The organism is Collinsella sp. HCP28S3_B9, assembly GCF_052066095.1.
Classification (GTDB): domain Bacteria; phylum Actinomycetota; class Coriobacteriia; order Coriobacteriales; family Coriobacteriaceae; genus Collinsella.
Genome location: NZ_JBQHST010000022.1, coordinates 18,878 through 36,792, shown reverse-complemented (window position 1 = coordinate 36,792; position 17,915 = coordinate 18,878). Strand labels below are relative to the sequence as shown.

Below are 17,915 nucleotides of genomic sequence, written 5' to 3'. Positions count from 1 at the left end.
CGGAAAAAAGTGTGTTAAGATATTTTTGGGGTTAAAATAAAACAACACTTTAAAAACAAAAAAAATGACGGGGGGCGCGAAAAACCCCGCCCCCCGCTTCTTTTTGTTCGTTTATGGCCTTGCAGCAAAAGTTACTCTGCCGCTTCAAGAGACCCTACCGCTCCTCCAGCGTCCAGCCCTTCTGGGCGCAAAGATCGCGCAGGGTGGCTACCAGGTCGGCATTGGTGTTGCTGTCGACCACGATCTTGTCGATGTGGTCAGCAGCAATGTTGAGCTTGGGGAACGAGTGGCTGCAACCCGAAAGGTTAAGTTCGCCGACATTGCAGGTAATCTCGAGTGCGCCAAGAATGTCATCGTTCGAAAGATCAATCTTCTCGACGTCGCCCTGAAGCCCTTGGTCAACGGTAAAGAACATCAGGTTCTTAAGACCCGAGGCGTTGATGGAATTGACAGCACCCTTAAGGCCCTCGATCTTAAAGGAATTAAGCTTGGGGCAGACGCTCAGGTCGAGGTCCTGGGTCGTCATGTCGCCAAACTTGAGCACCTCGAGTGCCTCGAGCTCGCTAAAGTCTGCACTCTTGGCGCTCAGGGTATTGATGCCGAGCGTATCGAGCTTGTCCAGTTTGCTAATGGGCGTGAAATCCGTCACCTCATCACTCACGACCAGCTCCGTGATGCTCTGGGTCTCCTTGGCGGTCAGCTGGCCATCGTCATCGTTATCGTAGTCGGCAAGCAACCCGTGCAGCGTATCATCCGAGATCGCATCAACATCGACGAGACCTTTTTCTTTCTTGGTCTCGGAGCCAGAGGCGTCAGTTGAGCTCAACTCTTTAGAGGCGCTCGACGAGGCTCCCCCGCCGCCCTGCACATCACCGACGCCGCCAATCACGGCGAAAGCGGCAACCGCGCCTATGGCCACAACCGCCGCAAGCACTACCAGGGCGCGAACGCCGCCCAAGCGAGAGACGGCTTCATTAGCACGCTCAGCTGCCTGTCCATTCGGCTGGCCGACAGGGCGAGGGATCCGACTTGTCGAACGCCCCGGCGTCTGCTGCGCCTGCCCAGCAGACTGTTCGGTTGCCCGCCCGTTCGGACGCATATTCACCCGCACATCCGGTGTCTCGGCAGCCTGCTCATGAGCCCCGCCCGAAGGCTGCTCGGTCACACGCTGAACCCGTTCGTCATCCCGCCAAGACATGTCGGGCTTAAAATTCGCCATATCGTATCTCCTCACTTGAGCGCATCACTACTGCTGCTCCATGGTGTAGCCGTAGTCACTGCTCATTTTTTGCAAATACTCGACCAGGCTGCTGCTCGTGTCGCTGTCGTACAAGATCTTGCCAACACAATTGGGTGTAAAAGTGAAATGGAAGGCATCTTCCCTGCCTGCCCCGCACAGATTGAGCGTTTCGACTCTGCTACTGATCTTCAGAACCTCGAGGTTCACATCACCCGACAGGTCAAGTGTCCCGATACTGCCATCAAGGCCTTCGATCTGGACGTTCGTCAACGAGGACATGTTTTTGGCATTCAAGGTATCGACGGGGCTCTCGAGCCTGTTTATGGTAACGCGCTGTAGCTGAGGAAAACGTGTGAGATCAACCTGAGGCACCGAGCAGTCGCCAATGGACAGATGAGTGATATTGCTAATGGAGCTTATGTCGTAGCTTTCGCTGTCGTAGTCGCCGATGCCAAACGTCGTGATGTTGTGAAAGTTGGCCAGCAGTGGAAGCGAATCAAATGACTCGACGTCGATTGATCTAGCTTCATCCGCAGTCTCTTGCGAAATATTCCCGTCCTCATCTGCATCGAGCGCTAAGTCCGAGCGCAGCGCCTCGTCCGTAATTTCATCGAGCGTGAGCACTGTGGTCTTTTTCGCTTCTTCCTGGTGTCGCTCTTCTTTTTCCTTTTTACGCTGAGCGCGCACCGCCTCGTCTTCTTGCTGTTGTTTGGCCTCGGCACGCTGCTCGGTCTGCCGATTGGTGTCGGAGATGCCGCTTGTGATGGACGTGACCGCCACAATGGCAATGATTACCACCACGGCAAGGACAACCACTACGCGCAGACCGCCCAAGCGATTCACGATATCGTTGATATCCGATCCGTTAGACCCAGTGCCCCCGCGACCAGACCCGTTCTGATTAATTGCCATCCGTGTTTCCCCTCCGCCGCCTACAGGCGGTCCTTGTCGAAGTAGTCAGCGTCGCGCCAGTCGCCGCGCCAGCGGTAGGCGTGGGCGTTCTCGCGCGACCAGTCGCTCAGGTGGCGCAGGATGAAGCGGCTCATGTCGTCCGCGAGCGGCTCGATTGGCCCCACGCGCCGCGCCTCGGCCGCCCGCTCCCAGAACGAGTACGCCATGAGGTAGAACGTGCCGGCGTCGACGTAGTCGCCCGGGTAGGCGGGGTCGTCGAACCAGCCGTGTGTGTCGGGCGTGCCGTTTTGCTCGCACCACTCCGCCACGTTGAGAGCGAGGCTCATCAGGGTCGTGTAGTCCTGCGGGTCGCCCGCGGCGAGCGCCTCGTGCAGGTTGGACATGGGGCCCTCGGCGCCGTAGGCCGGGTAGTACAGGTCCCACAAGCGATCGGCCTCTTCATCAGTCAGTTCCAAGACGGACGGACGATCACCAATTCCATCATCATATTGATATGAATATGGATCTACGCCCGTCAAGGCACCCTCGCCGTAATCAAGAGAAGATGAGCCGTTGCGCGCCCCACCCGTTGGGCGCAGCGCCGACCCCAATAGTGAATAGCCATTGTGATAGCCTTCGCGCGTGTCAGCGATAAACTGACCAAAGTTAAATTGAGCATGCGCATCCGATAATGCGCGCCTTGTAGCAGCTGAACCGCGTAGCAAATAGAAAAGACCAATGATCAGCTGTTTGATAATCAGACTCAGCGGTCCAATTAATAACTCAATCGAAACGACAATTAGGCCACCGAAAATAACGGCTGCTTGAGCGAATGGGTTAAAAGCGCTATATCCAGGAGCAGGGAGACCCGTATGCAAAATATCGTCTCCACCTGTATTTAGGAACAGACGATACCAGACCGAGCAAAGACCCCACACCGTAAAAATACGCACCGGAAGAAAACGAATGACGGTCGGAATAGCATCTACAATGCGCGATAAATTAATGCTCACATGGTGCTTTGGTGCACCGGCACTATTCCAGTTGATGTCCAGACGTCCATTTGCTGCGTCCGATTCGATATGTACCCCGGGGTCTTTCGGTGCCATCCTCTGAGCGCGAAGCTGTTCGAGTCGCTCCTGCGCCGACAGGCCCTCAGAATCTCGTTCCCCCATGCCCATTGTCTATATCCTCACAAATCATCAGAAGTGGTAATGCATAGCGCCAAAACGCTCTAACGAATAGCCAAGCTCTCTAGTCATAGCTTTAATCGTGTGGGACTCTCGCTTCCTCGTCACAGGATCCCTTCGCATGAATACAAACGTCGGGAACATCCCCCATGCCACTTGCTGAAAACCCGTCATGGCATTGGCGGGGATGACGATTGGCGGGTTTGAATTACCCGGAGCAAGAATCCTTCCCGCAACAGCCTTGCTTTTGCCAAGGCCGGGGATAAGCGACTTGACCACCGGATGATTATCCAGCGTCGAGCCTTCGCGTTTCGCAACAATCTCAATGCGGTTTTCGTACAATCTAATCGAACAGGGCCTTCCATCGTACGTTCCGTATCCTTGGTCGATGACGGTTCCGTACACCGCATCTTTCCTAGCCATGCTCTCGGCAAGGCGGCGTCGTTGGCGCTGCGCCTCGGCGCTATTAGCAATGGCCTCACGGCCCCCCATAACCAGCCGCTCAACATCGTGAAGTTGCCCACCGGCTCGCTGAGTATTGAAACCCTGTTGTTGAGAACCCCCGCTACGATTCCTATCGTTATTGGAACTTCCAAACATATTTCCCAAGTTTAACGTTGGCATTGATCATCCAAACTGTCGTCTCGCCAATCGGAGTCCTCCCCGACGGGCACGTGAGTATTACCCTCTGTCCTCATCAGTAATGGAAATGAGAGTCTGCAAAATCTTCGAGTACCTCATCGAAACCCGGCGAAAAAACCTGAATCGTGTGTTGCACGCGAGTGTGCAGTTGGCGATCCTTTCGGTCGAACGTAAATTCGGGGCTATTGGTGATGCCGGGCATGCGAAGCCAATTAGTGAGCGCGTTTGCTGGAATATTGATCGTATTTACAGCATAAGGCCTATTAAACGCCTTGTCCAAGTCAGATGTTTTACCCGATTTAACTACGGATTTATATTTATCTAAATCGCGCCTTCCAGAATACATCGAGGTATGGGTAATCTTGATGTAGTTGGCATAGATGTCGATACGGCAAGGCATCTGATCATAGGTGCCATATCCAATAGCGTTCGGCTCCTTTTTGCCTTTCACTCCAGAACCGGACTTCCTAGCATTCACTGATTCTTTCTTCACAGCAGGAGCGCTGCCCGTATGTCCAACAGACGCAGCGCTGCCAGAAGCGTAAACATGACTAACAGGCGCCTTGTAATCCGTCTTCATTCCAGTGCTGGAATTCTGAACGCCATTCTGCGGAATGTCGTCTTGTTTAGCAGCGTTCTGCTGAGCAGCAATCGGCTGGACAGCAATCGGCGACTGCTTTTTCCGCGATTGGAGATCATCCCATTTTTTCAAACCACGGAGAAACACGAACGCAATGACGCTAATTACAAAAGCAAGCAAGAGGAAAATGAAACCGAAAAGGCTCAGGAAGTTGGCAAACGAGACAACCCCAGAAAGTAAAAACTCAATGAGTATCGGAGGTATCCACATGTAAAGCCACGAACGTAGCGCTTGAGCGCTACCAGGATGTGCATCCTCGCCAAACACAATCAATACGATCATCAAGCCGAAGCAAACCGCCATTAAGACTTCTACCCTCGCGTACACATCGCCATCGACATACATTGACCCCATAAAGCCAAACGCGCTAACGATGAGTGCCGTGATGAGTACCAATCTGCCAGCAAGACGTCCGAATCGATCCATGACTTCGGGATCGGTATAAAACGACACAGAATGACGCCCTGTCGAGAACAGCGGCTTACGCGCATCGGTCAATGCGGCATCTCCCGACTGAACTGACAGAATTTCAGTAATTTTATCATTGCGTCCGTCGAAATCGACCAACTTGACCAAATAGCCCTCTAAGGCAGCAGCGTTTGAATCCAGAGCATCTTCGAGACCCGAGACACGATCAACGGCAGAAAAAGAACGGAGCACGTTGAGTGCAAGGAAGCCGAAACAGCCCAAGAATGCCAGCACCAAGAAGACGACAACGAGAGGGCCAAACGTTCCAAGTGAAACGATAAGCTGACCGAATGAGCCGCGGGCACACTTAATAATAAGGAGATAGAGAAGCGCAACGGCAATGGTGGTAATGAGAACGTTCCGCTGCTCCTTCTTTACAGCAGCAATCTGAGCATCGCTGTCAGCGATGCCCTTGACGACACCGTATTCACGCGTGTCCGTTTCGATAGCCGCCTTCAGCTTTCCATCGGCAACTCCGCGAGCGTCATCCAAATATTGTGAATATGCCGCGGACGGCAGCCTCTCGACATCCGCCAAAAGCCTAATCTCAAGGATGTCGAGCACGCCATGGTCCTCACAAGAGGTCAAGAGGTCAGAAACGTACCCACGCGGCACGACATCATTCTTTACCTGGGCACAGAACAGAGATCCCATCGCGATGGGGCGCGTTCCAAAACGTTCATCAAGTTCCCAGCCCAGAATATATGGAACTGGCGTAGATTCCATGTCGCCTCGAAGCTTAATGCCCTCAAGACGGGCGTTGCTGCCCAACTTAACAAGTGTCGAGACGGGCGCATCCATTGCCGGATTAAGTCCACGAAGTGCGATAACTGCAGCTTCACCTGTCGAACCCTGCATCGTTTCATATAAGTCGGTATGGCCAGAAAGCCAAATCCAGGCAGCATAGTTTCCATACTTTCGATAAAACGAGCGCACGGCGGCCTTATCGTCGGCGACCTTATCCATAAAGACAAGGACAACGTCGGTGTCTATGCCGCCCTCGGCATTTGCCCCATCGCGAGCAGCGATGATTGCTGACATATCAACATCGCCGGCAAAATAGAGCAAAAACTCATCGAGCGATCGAGAAGACGAACAGACGCCAAAGAATGCAGAGGGTTGCCGCAATACCGACTTAATCGCACCTTGGGCCATAGCATGCTTGTTTTCACCGGACGTCAACAAGCCCTTAAATAGGCAGGCCGCAAAATGTGGATCGTCCGATTGACGAGCAAGAAGCTCAAGACTGTGAATATCAGAAGCCAAACGAACCCTTTGACTGTCGGCGTTTGCTTCTCGAGATAAGACGAGCGAGAGGAATCCAGAGGGCAACACGCCAGATGAATTTGTGCCATCAAGGCCTGACTGCCGAGCATAGCGATCAATTGTATCCACAGCCATCGATGCAATACGCGCTGGCAAAGCATCGGGTGCATTAGTCAGCGAGACATCCTCGCCGCGCCACGACATAATCTTGCCGTTGGACATCTCATAGATTACGCAAGCGAGCGCCAGGTCGGGATTGGACGCTGTCTGGATATCCTCTTCGACTAACTGGTGAATCCTAGTCTGCAGGTCATTTTCACCCCAGTCGCCCATCAGGTTTTCGAGCTGCTGTTGGCTCATGCGAAGTTTAGCCTCGTCCCAATTGGAGGACAACGCTCGAGCGAGCAACACCGGATCGCTATACTGCTTGCCCGCAAACTCGTAAGGCTTGCGAGCACTGCCGGCGTCCATGGTGGGAAGCTTGCGATAGAAATTATCTGGGTCGGCCATCCAGTCTTTAACCTCTTCATAGCCAAAACGCTCGCCCGAAAGCTCAAACGTCAGGCCCTTGAGGAGGTTTCCCAGGGTTGCATCATCTGGATGGTTAAAGTCCGCAGGCTCACCCGTCTCTTGGCGATCGGAAAGCGTATTGTCGTCTATGAACTCCTGCAGCGGATGGACATTGTTTTCGTAGAGCGTCCAGACCGTGTAGCCAAACGAATACCAGTCGTTTCGAGGGTCGACCATACCACCACGACCGGGCGTGTAGCCGTCGGAGCGCGTCATGGTGTTCGTCAGTCGGCTGTCAAATCCGGCAAGCGAGCGGGCGGAGCCATAATCTCCAAGCACGATCTGCTTGTCGTACAGGTAGACGTTCTGCGGCTTAATGTCACGATGGACAATGCCGAGCTCGGTATGGAGCAACTCGATTGCCTGGCTGAGCTCGGGAATCACGCGGCTCTTAACCATATTCTTGCTACGGGGACGATCGAAAAGGCATGTGGCCAGCGGCGTAATGGAAACATCCCACAGCTGAGGAGCCGCAGCCCCCACTTCGGTCGCGCTCAGGCCCTGGTGCAGATAGGCAAAGATGGGCAGCAGATGCGTTTGAGACACGGGGCGGCCATTAAGCCCCATTACGGCGCTTACCACCTTTTGATATGCCGAACGCTCGGCGCCCACAAGAGGCTTAAAGACCTTGGCAACGCATGCCAAACCATCGCTCACCCGCTCGGCGGCAACAATGCTAGATTGACCGCCATGGCCAATGACCTGTCCCAAATGAATAATAAACTGCTGCCCGTCATTCGAGACAACCGTCGCATCCTCTGCAACAAAAGGCGAGGCAGATGCAGCGGCCGCATGTGCGCCCCCACGAGAAACGGTCACCGTTTCACCGTTGGGACTGGCCGTGGCGCCGCGCGAGACAGTTACCGTCTGCCCGTCGGGGCTCGCAGCGCGCGACACCGTGACAGTTTCGCCTGCCGCAGAAGTACCAGGACGTGAAACAGTAACGGTCTTGCCGTCGGCGGAAGCGCCAACAGACGGCCTCGTAACCGTTACTGTTTCACCATTCGATTCAGTCATCGGGCGATACACCGTTACGGTTTCGTTTGTCGATGGCGCGTCGTCGCGGCGGACGGTGACCGTTTCACCAGATGCCGAAGCATCGGCTCGACGCACCGTCGCGGTCTCTCCAGGTGCAGAAGTCTGGCCACCACGGTTCACGGTAACCGTCTCTCCCCCTACGGGCGCATTCCCGCGGCGCACCGTTACGGTCTCATCATTGTCATTGCCGCCATCTCGGCGTACCGTAACCGTCTCATCAGACATGACTACTCCCCTACCTCAATTACAATCAGCGTCGCATCGTCCGTCGAGCCGTTCACCCGAGCCTCGGCATATAGCTCTTCGCACAACTGCGCACATGTCGAATCGCTCGCAAGCATCTGCTGCAAACGCTCCTGCGCAATCTGCCCATCGATACCATCGGAACAGATCAGATAGCGATCGCCCGGAAGCATCACGGTCGTCTTGACCTCAAGATTGCGACCGCCCTGATTGAGTCCAATCGCGAGCTCAATACAATGCGAAACGGCATCGTCTCTGTATTCAGCGCCAACGCCGCCCACGCGCCGCTCAGGCGTGTGGTCACAGCTAAGCACGGCAAGCACACCGCCACGCAGTCGGTACACGCGAGAATCGCCGGCATTAAAAACAGCACCGTGCCCGTCAGGAGCAACCACGAGGCCGGCAACCGTGGATGCAGCAACAGACAGTCCATAGCGAGCCGCATACGTCTCAACATCGTTCTCGGCTCGCTCGCCCGCCATGCGTAGGCGCTCCTGTAACGCGTTGACGGCATCGGCATCAAAGACGCGCACGGCCTGTGCAAACGCCTGAGCAGCGAGCGTCGAGGCGGCCGCTCCGTGCCCGCCTTCGCTCACGCCGTCAAAGACTGCCATGCAGCCCATCTCGCGCTCGCAATCGCCTACCAGGCCATAGCAAAGGACGTTGCCGTCAAGAAGCAAACGGTCCTCGTTGACGGGGTGATTGGTTCCCGCTTGGGTTTTTGCTGCAGCGATAAACTTCGTCATCGCCAATCGCCTCCCATCGATCCGGGCACGAGCTCAAATGCGATATGCGCATCATCGCCCTCGCCCTGCGGCACGGCGCGTGCCACCATACCGGGGCGACCGCGCCACTCGGCGCGGTGTTCAAACAGAAAATCGGAAAGTCCGTTAAGGTAACCGCTCTCCACCAGGTTGCCAATGCCGCGGCCGCCCTTGGCCTTGACGGCGTCCGTCATGGCAATGGAGTGCAGCAGCTCGCGGGCGGCATCGGTCGCCTCAACCGTAATATCGGGCTGTGCCTTATGCACGTTGCGGTTAACGGCATCGATCTTGGAATTGAGGATCTGAAGTGCCACGGCATCGTCGATAAAGTTGAAGATGACCACGTTGTCGCCGATACGACCCAAGAACTCGGGCTTAAACTCGCGATCCATCTCGGTGCGCACGCGCTTGCAAATCTCGTCATAGGGCGTGTTGGGCGCGATGGTATTACGAACTTCGTTGCCCTGCGCATCGATCTCAATCTTGGAAAAGCCGATGTTGCTCGTAAAGAAGATGACCGTCTCAGAGAAGTACACGGTATTGCCCTGGCCATCGGTCAGGCGTCCATCTTCGAGGATCTGCAGGAACTTGTCCATAATGCTGGGCGCGGCCTTCTCGATCTCGTCGAAAAGAACCACCGAGAACGGATTGGCCTTGACCGCATTGGTAAGCTGACCGCCCTCGGCATAGCCCACGTATCCCGGAGGAGCGCCAAAGAGCTTTTGATCGGAGTTCTCGGCACCGTACTCGGACATATCAAAACGCAGCATGCTGCGCTCATCGCCAAAGAGGAGCTCCGTAATGGCCTTAACGATCTCAGTCTTACCGGTACCGGTGGGACCGCTCAAAAACAGGACGCCTTTGGGCTTGGAACCAGACGAATGGGTGGCGCCTGAAAGGCCCATGACGGAGCGCTTGAGCACGGTGACGGCCTTCTCAACGGCCTCGTCCTGGCCCTTCACGCGGCGTTTGATCTTTGCCTCGGGATCCTCTTCGAGCTTCTCGAACATCTGCTGCCATTTGTTCTCTCGAAAACCGTACTTATACACGTCGACGAGCTTGGGAAGGATGGCCTCAATTGAAGCATCGGGGTTTTGCATATCGCGCTGATACATGCGCTGCAGGCCCTCGAGCTCCTTAACGCTCATGCCGTCGGTGGTATCGATAAAGCGGCGCACCGCACGGTCATCGGAATCGGACAGCGCCTCACCAAAGCCAAACTTGCTCTGAATATAGGCTTCGCGCATGTCGCGGTCGGGATGCGGCAGCGTGATGGTGCGCAAGAAGGGGTTCTCCTCGATAAACCACACGGGCAGGTTGCGCACGTTATCCGTTACCAGAATGAGCGTGTTGACGGCCGTACGGTTAATGAGACGAGCCTTGCTGGCACCAAGGTACAGGTTAAGGAAGAACTGCGTCTCGTCGGGCATAAGACCGGTCGAGGAGGCAAGCAGACGCGACGCCATGTTGACGATCACGCAAAGCGGCTTGGCCTCGGTGCCGCCATCGGGATTGTCGTTGTATTTAAGGCGCAACATTGAGCGGATAACCTCGCCGTATGATGGCAGGCTCGACTGCTCGGTGGCATATGCTTGGCGGCCATCGGCGATGCAGGCGTTCGCCTCCATCATGCGATCATCGCTCTTGGAAGCCTCGTCATGGGCCAGCGACACCAGGCGTTTGCAATCGACGTTACCCATGCTGCTCGAGAACAGCTGGATGGGGTCAAAATATGCCACGTTGTACTCAACTGAGCCATTGGCGTCTTCAAAAAGGCCGCGTACGACCTCGGCAAGCTCCGAAAACTGGAGCCCGCCGTCAACCACATCGGGATACTTGTCGTTCACGTTGCCCTCAAGGATAAAGAGGCTCTTCACTCCTTTAAAGTTGAGCATCTCGCGCTGCCAGGATTGGCGCTCGAAATCAGTTGCCATGTGTTATACCTCCTTGGCAGAAAATTCATGGTGGTAGCGGTCGGCAATACCAACGGTGATAATCATGCCGTCCTGGACATAGTTTTGAAGCTGACGCGGCTGTTGAAGATACTGGTTGTAATCATCGTGTGGGCGGTCGCTCAGGTAGATCACGCGCTGGTTAGTCGAACCGCGCAGCGCGCAGTCGGGCACGTTAAGCTCGTCTATGTACGGACCGTCAATCAGCACATCGATGAGGGACTTAAGCGTCTCCCACGTATCCGCACCGATCACTTGCGGCAGCTCTTCGAGCGTAAATCCGGTGTAAACGAGAATGTCATCGTAAGCGCAGCGGATCGTTGCCAGCAGCTTCACGAGCTCTGATGCCTGCTCGAGCGGATCTCCACCCGAAACCGTCAGCCGATGTACGCCGTGCTCGTGCGCGGCATCGAGCAACATTTGCGCAAGCTCATCAACATCGACATCCTGCTCGGGCAGCTGGTTGCGCCATTGGGGCGAAATACATCCGGCGCAACGCTTTGAACAACCAGCGGTCCAGACAACAATACGTTCTCCCGGACCCAGCGAGACGACGGGAGCAAGCACATGGCTAACGAACATCGGCGTAATCCTCGCCCGGATCGAGTGTACGGTACACGGCCGAGGTACGGGCAAGCGAGCAACCGCATTCCTCACAGCCATCCCCAACCTTTGCACGCTCATCAGCAACGAGATGCAAACGACCGCACTCGGGACACTCGACAAACCAGCCCTCGACACCCGCAGACTCACCAGCAGCAAAAACAACCGGTGCCGCAGCAGACGCGGGCTGAGGCGCAGACCAAGCCTGGGTCTGCACGGGTTGCGCCACGGGCGGTTCCTCCACGGTAACCGTCAGACGCAATTGGGCAAATTCGCCAGACGCAGCCGGAATGAGCAGCGTATCGCCGGTATGAATCGGCTGGGCCACGCCGGGAACCAAGTTGAGGATCTGGCCGCCACGCATAAGAGCCGTTCCGTTATTGGACCCCTCATCGGCAACCATCCATGTGCCCCGCTCAAAACGAACGCTGGCATGCTGCCGGGACATGGCAAAGTTCGAAGCCATAGAAGAAAACGCGTTGCGTCCAAGCACGGCGGCGTCCGTGAGACGAAGCTGCTCGCCCATAACTGGATCGGCAAGCGTAAGCGCAGGAACCGCAGGAGTAGCTGCGGCATTCGCCATGGGTTGCGGCGCGGGCTGCGGCATTGGCGCAGGCGTCGGCTGTGGCGCAGCAACCGGAGCGGGTTGCGGAACGGGCATGGGGGTAGGATGCGGCGTGGGAGCAGGAGCAGCCTGATGTGTCTGCTGGGGCGCGGGACGCTGAGGCCGCGAAACACCGCCCATCGATGATGTTGCAGGATAGACGGCGGGAGCCGGACGCTCAGCGGCCGCGGCGGCAAAGCCGGACGCCGAGGTGACTGGCGCCTCGGGTGCCGAGACCGCGGGCGCAGGGGCCGAAGGCGCGGGAACCGCACCAGCGGGACGCGGCGTCCCGCAGTCCTCGCACATATCGCGGGCATCATCGTTCATAAGACCACAGATAGGGCATTCCCATGTCATGGTTTACCTCATTTCCCTTTGCTTGAGCTGACTTGCTTGACGGCGATTACGCAGGCGACGCTCTGCATCTGTGGAAGGCGTGGGCGGCACGTAATCGTGCGGGTGAATCTCGACGGCAGCATCCGGACTTGGCGGCCGCACAAAACCAGCCGAGGTGTCCGCAAAGACGCCGCGCTTCTTAAGGTCTTCACTGAACTGCTTATAGAAGTCACAAAACTCCACTTGGTCCTGAACGGCCTTATCGACGGTTGACTGATCCTGGATCTTCATGTCTTTGATAATCGTGGGATTATTCGGGTCTTCAGAAAACTCAGCTGGGTCAGCCTCTACGACACGCATGATGACCTGCTGTTCGCTGCTACCCTTAAGGACAGCGACCGCTTTGCGTTCGTTTGTGTCAAACATAAGACGCCAGGGTTTGCCCGAGCCATCCATAACGGCATAACGGACCACATTGACACCACGTTCCGCCATAGCATCATTAATTGCACGCTCGATATACTCGTCTTTTACGGCCTTATCAAGCTCGGCATCGGCGATTTCGATTTCTTCGTAGATATTATCGATTTCATAAATGTGCTTAAGAACAGTCGGGCGATGGTATCGATCGTTGAGTAGCTCTACTCGAATCTGGTACTTCGTGTACTGCTCATGCTTCTCGGCAGACTCATACTGGGCGCGCTTCATGACATGATCGAAATCCTTGATGCTCTTATTAATAGCAAGCAGCTCCTCAACAGTTGAATCGGAATCAAGCGCATCATAGGCGGCACGGATCGATTCGAATTTCGCGCTTATTCGATTACGCAGCGCCATATCCAAGGCTTCATCCTGCATCAAAGAGATGGCGACTTCCGACCACGCGTCAAATGATTGCGCCGCCCCCTCAAACGTTTCAACGCCCGAAGAAGACTCCGCCGCCGCGGTTATCTGAAGCAATGCCCTCTTCAGATCTATAGGATTATCAGGCGTTACATCAAAATCAATCGCCCTAGCAAGACCTTGTGCTCTCAGCTTTTCAACGGTCAAAGCAGCATCAATCTGACTTTTGCTCATCTCCACCCTCTGCTCCAGATGAGCATCAAAAGTCATTTGTGGAAACAGGACGTGAAGCGTTGAAAACAAATGAGCCAACGCCTTCTCCATCCTCACCCTTGTATCCCTACCAAGACTCATCGTGTTTTCTTCATGTTCGGCAGAAAAGGAGCGAGAACAATTGGTGATCAACTCATCCAACATTGCCCGTGTTGATTCATCCAGCCCGGAAGTTATCTCATCAATCCGTTTCCTAAGGTCCGCGAGAGTCTCATTGAATTCCTCTTTGGCAGCATAACTTGCATTTTTTTCCGCCGTCTCACGGGCAGCCAACGCATCCGCAACAATTGTGGTGGGAGCCAAAAGGACCATACCAACAGCGCCGGCAGCACCCAAGCTTGTCCCAGCATATACGAGCTTACTTGTTGTAGGGACAGCAGACACAACCATCCCAATCACGCCACTCATACTTGTTATCCCTCCGTTTTTGACCAGCTTGGTCCTTGCGTCTTTCCTACATCTTTCTACCGCCGTCTTGCGCGATTCTGTTGCGCAACATTGGCGAGCGGCAGATTTGTCGATGTTGCGCAACAGAAGGCAGCGGCTAGCGCATATCCTGCTAATGGAAGAAAGGATGAAAGCGCGCCATGACCGGATCCTACGAAGAAGTTCGACTCGTCAAGTTTCATACGCCAGCACTGCTCTCCGAGCGTGAGCAGGCCGCGGCACGGCGTCGCTTTTGCACGCTTCTCGTTCCGCCGCAAAAGGGCGGCTTTGGCGGCAACGCTTATGTCCGCCGCGTCCAGAGCGGCGATCGCGCTTTTGAGCTCGCGCTTAAGATGCCGCGCCCCGATGCCCAGCCCGAGCAAGAACAGCTCAACCGAGAAACTTTGGAAGAGGAGTACCGCACGCTCTCCGTCGTATCCAATCTAAGGGGTTTCCCCGATGTCTACGGGTTTGGTTACACGGCAGACGGAACCCCGGCGCTGCTCATGGAGTGGGTTGATGGCGTCTCGCTTCTTGATGCACGGTCCGCTCTATGTGATGGCGCTGCAACCTGCCCCGGCGATATCGTCGCTGCGCTGGGCCTAAGCGTACTCAAGATCATCTTGTCCACGCAATCGCTCGACACGCCCTTTGTTCACCGCGACCTCTCCATGCGCAACATCATGCTGCGCCACGATCGCATCCCGCTCGACGAGCAGGTTTCGAGTGGCTATTTCGACATCTGCCTGATCGATATGGGCAGTGCCAAGCTCGTTAAACCGGACTTTTCCTTTACCGTCGACGTCAACGCTTTTCGCGGTGCCACGCCGGCATACGCGGCACCCGAAATGCTGGAGCGGTTTAAGGCCGACCCCGGCGCGCGCGACAATCCCGCCGTCGATATCTATGCGCTGGGAAGCATCCTCTACGAGCTTTATTGCGGACGCGCCCCCTTTGAGGCAGAGCTCAGGCGCTCTGGAGATCACGCGCGTCTCAAGCGCACCGTGCAGCCGCAGCCCCTTTCGCCCACAACTCCCCGCGAGCAGGGCTTGGTCAACGCGATTATGGCTTGTTTGGCAGTCTCGCAAGACGCACGCCCCTCGGCAAATGAACTCGCGGCGCGCCTGGAGCCTTTCGCCCGCATGGGTGCTCCGCGAAAACGCCGGCCCGTGGCGGATCGCGGCAGCACAGCCGTGCGGACGGACGCCACCGTCCCCACCCGCACGGTTGCACAGGCGCAGCCCGCGTCTCGGCCAACCCCATCCACCGAGACGGTCCGCAGCGCCGAGTCCATGCGTCGCGCACGCCTTGCTGTCAAACGTCAACGCTCGATGGCACTCACGATGGTGATTGCTGCCCTGGTAGCAATCGTGGTTATACTCTTCCTCGCATCTGCCGGCATGCTTTAGCCGGCAGTAAAACCAAAGCCAGCAAATAGACCCATTTGCAAATAGCGGTGGCGGGCGCAACTCTCAATAAAGCCGTGCCTGCCACCGTCCCCATGCATCGCACGCTGACAATACGAGGTACTAGGAAATCAAAAGCTCAAAGGAATCCGTGATGCGCGTTCCCATGGTAACGGCGCCGTCTCCCGATTCGACTTTGGTATTCAGGTAGTACTTGCCGTTCTTCTTTTTAGGAACACCCGTAACCGTAAGGTCGCAGTCCTCCTCCTCGACGGGAAGCGAGAACTCAAAACCCTTGTTTCTAACAAACGTACCGGTGACGTCCGTGTAGGTGCGATAGTCGTCACCATCGGATTGGGCGACGGTTTTTTCGGCGTTATAGGTATCGTGGGCATGCAGCGTGGCCGAGATGTCTGCAACCACTTCGCCGGAATCGCTGATGCTCTTAAACACAATCACAAGGTCGTTTTTGCTCGCGCCGTAGCAAGTATGGCCCCAAGAATTGCCCGTCTCCTTAAGTGCTCCGCGCCACGTGGTGTTGGCAAAGCTCGTGGGCTTATCGATGTTGATCTTCGCTGTGCTACCAGAGGTCGTAGTGGTCGACGAAGTCGCATTGCCCGTCGTGGAAGAGCCTTCGGCATTGGAGCTGGCGTCCTCGCCGTTCTTGCTTGCGGTCTTGAGCTCCGCCTTAGCATCCTTAAGGTCGGACTTTGTCTGATCGAGCTCGTCTTGCGTTGTTGTGAGTTCGTCCTTGGAAGATTCAAGCTGCTTCTTGAGCTTTTGAATCTGCTCCGTATTTTGCGGATGGGCCAAACCGTATGAGTAGCCCGCCCAGCCGGCTCCCGCGCACAAGGCGGCAACGACAATAACGCCGGCGGCGATGACAGGCGCATACGACTTGCCCAGGCGCTTGCGTGCTAGCTTGTACTCGGCCTTGGCCGTCTTGAGGCTCTCGCGGTCCTGCTCGAGCTGCTCTTTCTCGCTGAGCGGCGTTGATCCAAGATCGGCATGGTAGGCAGGCTCAGTTTCCGCGTCCTCGATCGTAGTGCCAAAGTCTGACAAGGGATCGACTACACGCGTGGCGTCCGAATCGGATTCGGGCACAGCGGGCTCAAACGCGCCGGGTGCCGCCACCGGCTGCTCGTCTGTTTTCGAGACAGCATCCGCCTTAGGCAACTCCACCGTCGCCGCCGTAGCGGCCTCGCCGTCGCGCCAAGAAAAGGCAGGGCTCTGTGACACGGTCTGGGGCGTAGTATAGGGATCTTCGGAAACGGGCGCAGTCGACGAGGGCACGGCAAGAGGCGATCCACACTCAGAGCAAAAACTAGCGTCATCGGGCAACAATGCACCGCAATAAGGGCATTCCATAGGGCACAACCTCTCAAAATGTGTCGTTTGCAGCCATCCTGCAACTTGGTGTATATGCCCTATAATGTCTCAATAGTCATGCAAAGCGTTGCGCAACATTTTTCGAGTCGGTACGCTTTGAGCGTAGCCATTTCCTATCATGTTTGCAGTACGTCATTAAAGTTATCTGGGGAGGCAGCCATGGCGGCGGAAACACCGTGCTCGGTCCTCTACAACGACATCCGATCGTTCGGCGGTCTCAAGCATCTCGAGATTGCGCGAATGCTCATTAACGGCAATTCGTATGCAGGCAGTACCCTGCTCGACAAATGCTCTACCAACCGCTCGTACCTCACTCGCTACATCGTCCACCGCGAGCCCGATCAGTGTACGCCAGGTATCTACAATGACCTTACCGTCTCCACGCTCAACCTTGCCGCCGCCATCGGCAACAAGCTCGGCGGAGGCGATCGTGCCTATCAGAAAATATCCGAGCATTACAGCGGCCCGGCGGCTCAAGGCATGATGTCGATTCTCGCCGATTATGACCTCGACGACCGCCTCTACGCCAATGCTTTGGGGCGTATCAACAGCTCCGATGACCACAGCCCCCGCGAAAAAAGCACGCTCTTCTTGATGCTCTTTGTGGCAACGGGCGCACTTGCCGACCCCGTTCAAGGCGTGGCCACCGTCGAGCGCTTTTGCGACAGCAAGACGGGCGGGCACTTTGGCACCACCGAAACTACCGTTGGACGCGGCTTTATGGGCAGTCTGGATCAGCCGCGCGCCGTCGCCCCCAACCTCGGTCTGCTCAGGACACATGCCGACAACTGCGTCGACATGCAAATCCATCCACTCACACGCGATCCGCGCGGCACCGTGATCGGTTCTTTGCCCAAAACCTCGCCCAGCATCACCGATGTGGGCGCCGACGCATCGCGCGAGCATCTTCGCATTTGGCTTGAGGGTGAGCACTGGTACGCCCAGGGCCTTGGATCGACCAACGGCACGGTGCTCGAATCGGGTGCAGGCGACGGCGATATCGTAATCGAGCCGCCCCGCGACCAACGAGAGCCCGGCAAAGTCTATCCCCCTGTGGAAATCGCCAACAGCGACAGGCTTCATTTGGGTCTCTATACAACGTTTCTCGTTATTGTGGACTAGCGCGTAGAG

At 56.1% G+C, this 17,915-nt stretch carries 13 protein-coding genes and 1 pseudogene; 2 read left to right on the top strand and 12 right to left on the bottom strand.

Features of this window, described 5'->3' with window-relative positions:
- Window positions 1-154: 154 nt before the first annotated feature.
- The 10 genes from ACTNBB_RS06495 to ACTNBB_RS06450 form a co-directional block, all read right to left on the bottom strand.
- Window positions 155-1,219, bottom strand: a complete 1,065-nt coding sequence (locus tag ACTNBB_RS06495; protein ID WP_441056865.1) for a hypothetical protein — start codon at window positions 1,217-1,219, stop codon at window positions 155-157.
- Window positions 1,220-1,246: 27 nt separating this feature from the next.
- Entirely contained in the window at window positions 1,247-2,152 is a 906-nt protein-coding gene (locus ACTNBB_RS06490; protein WP_441056863.1) for a hypothetical protein, read from the bottom strand.
- 20 nt (window positions 2,153-2,172) lie between these two features.
- Window positions 2,173-3,312: a hypothetical protein gene (locus ACTNBB_RS06485; protein WP_441071054.1), complete on the bottom strand. Its 1,140-nt coding sequence runs from the start codon at window positions 3,310-3,312 to the stop codon at window positions 2,173-2,175.
- Window positions 3,313-3,333: 21 nt separating this feature from the next.
- Window positions 3,334-3,945 carry a hypothetical protein gene (locus ACTNBB_RS06480; RefSeq protein ID WP_441071052.1) on the bottom strand — a complete coding sequence of 204 codons (612 nt, stop codon included), beginning with the start codon at window positions 3,943-3,945 and terminating at the stop codon, window positions 3,334-3,336.
- A 73-nt stretch (window positions 3,946-4,018) separates the two neighbouring features.
- On the bottom strand, window positions 4,019-8,170 hold the full coding sequence (locus ACTNBB_RS06475; protein ID WP_441056857.1) for a protein kinase domain-containing protein: 4,152 nt from the start codon (window positions 8,168-8,170) through the stop codon (window positions 4,019-4,021).
- A 2-nt stretch (window positions 8,171-8,172) separates the two neighbouring features.
- Window positions 8,173-8,934 (bottom strand): PP2C family protein-serine/threonine phosphatase, encoded by a 762-nt coding sequence (locus tag ACTNBB_RS06470; RefSeq protein ID WP_441056855.1) that lies wholly within the window; start codon window positions 8,932-8,934, stop codon window positions 8,173-8,175.
- The gene (locus ACTNBB_RS06465) at window positions 8,931-10,886 is read right to left on the bottom strand and encodes an AAA family ATPase (RefSeq protein ID WP_441056853.1); all 1,956 of its coding nucleotides are present in this window, start codon (window positions 10,884-10,886) and stop codon (window positions 8,931-8,933) included. Before ACTNBB_RS06465 ends, ACTNBB_RS06470 begins: the two co-directional genes overlap by 4 nt.
- 3 nt (window positions 10,887-10,889) lie before the next feature.
- Window positions 10,890-11,486, bottom strand: coding sequence for a 4Fe-4S single cluster domain-containing protein (locus ACTNBB_RS06460; RefSeq protein ID WP_441056851.1), 597 nt, complete (start codon window positions 11,484-11,486; stop codon window positions 10,890-10,892).
- Complete coding sequence (locus ACTNBB_RS06455; protein ID WP_441056849.1) at window positions 11,476-12,438, bottom strand: FHA domain-containing protein; 963 nt, start codon at window positions 12,436-12,438, stop codon at window positions 11,476-11,478. The genes ACTNBB_RS06460 and ACTNBB_RS06455 overlap by 11 nt, the downstream gene beginning before the upstream one ends.
- A 33-nt stretch (window positions 12,439-12,471) precedes the next feature.
- A complete protein-coding gene (locus tag ACTNBB_RS06450; protein ID WP_441056847.1) occupies window positions 12,472-13,971 on the bottom strand; it encodes a hypothetical protein in 1,500 nt (499 codons plus the stop codon).
- 179 nt (window positions 13,972-14,150) lie between these two features.
- On the opposite strand from ACTNBB_RS06450, the gene ACTNBB_RS06445 reads away from it, so the two are divergent.
- On the top strand, window positions 14,151-15,398 hold the full coding sequence (locus ACTNBB_RS06445; RefSeq protein WP_441056845.1) for a serine/threonine protein kinase: 1,248 nt from the start codon (window positions 14,151-14,153) through the stop codon (window positions 15,396-15,398).
- Between the two features lie 120 nt (window positions 15,399-15,518).
- Here the strand turns inward: ACTNBB_RS06445 and ACTNBB_RS06440 are convergent, their stop codons facing one another.
- Window positions 15,519-16,634, bottom strand: a complete 1,116-nt coding sequence (locus ACTNBB_RS06440) for a hypothetical protein (protein ID WP_441056883.1) — start codon at window positions 16,632-16,634, stop codon at window positions 15,519-15,521.
- Between the two features lie 63 nt (window positions 16,635-16,697).
- Window positions 16,698-16,763: pseudogene (locus ACTNBB_RS06435) on the bottom strand (zinc-ribbon domain-containing protein); the annotation flags it as partial.
- Between the two features lie 180 nt (window positions 16,764-16,943).
- Between ACTNBB_RS06435 and ACTNBB_RS06430 the strand changes: the two are divergent.
- Window positions 16,944-17,906 carry an FHA domain-containing protein gene (locus ACTNBB_RS06430; RefSeq protein ID WP_441056843.1) on the top strand — a complete coding sequence of 321 codons (963 nt, stop codon included), beginning with the start codon at window positions 16,944-16,946 and terminating at the stop codon, window positions 17,904-17,906.
- The last annotated feature ends 9 nt before the right edge of the window (window positions 17,907-17,915 follow it).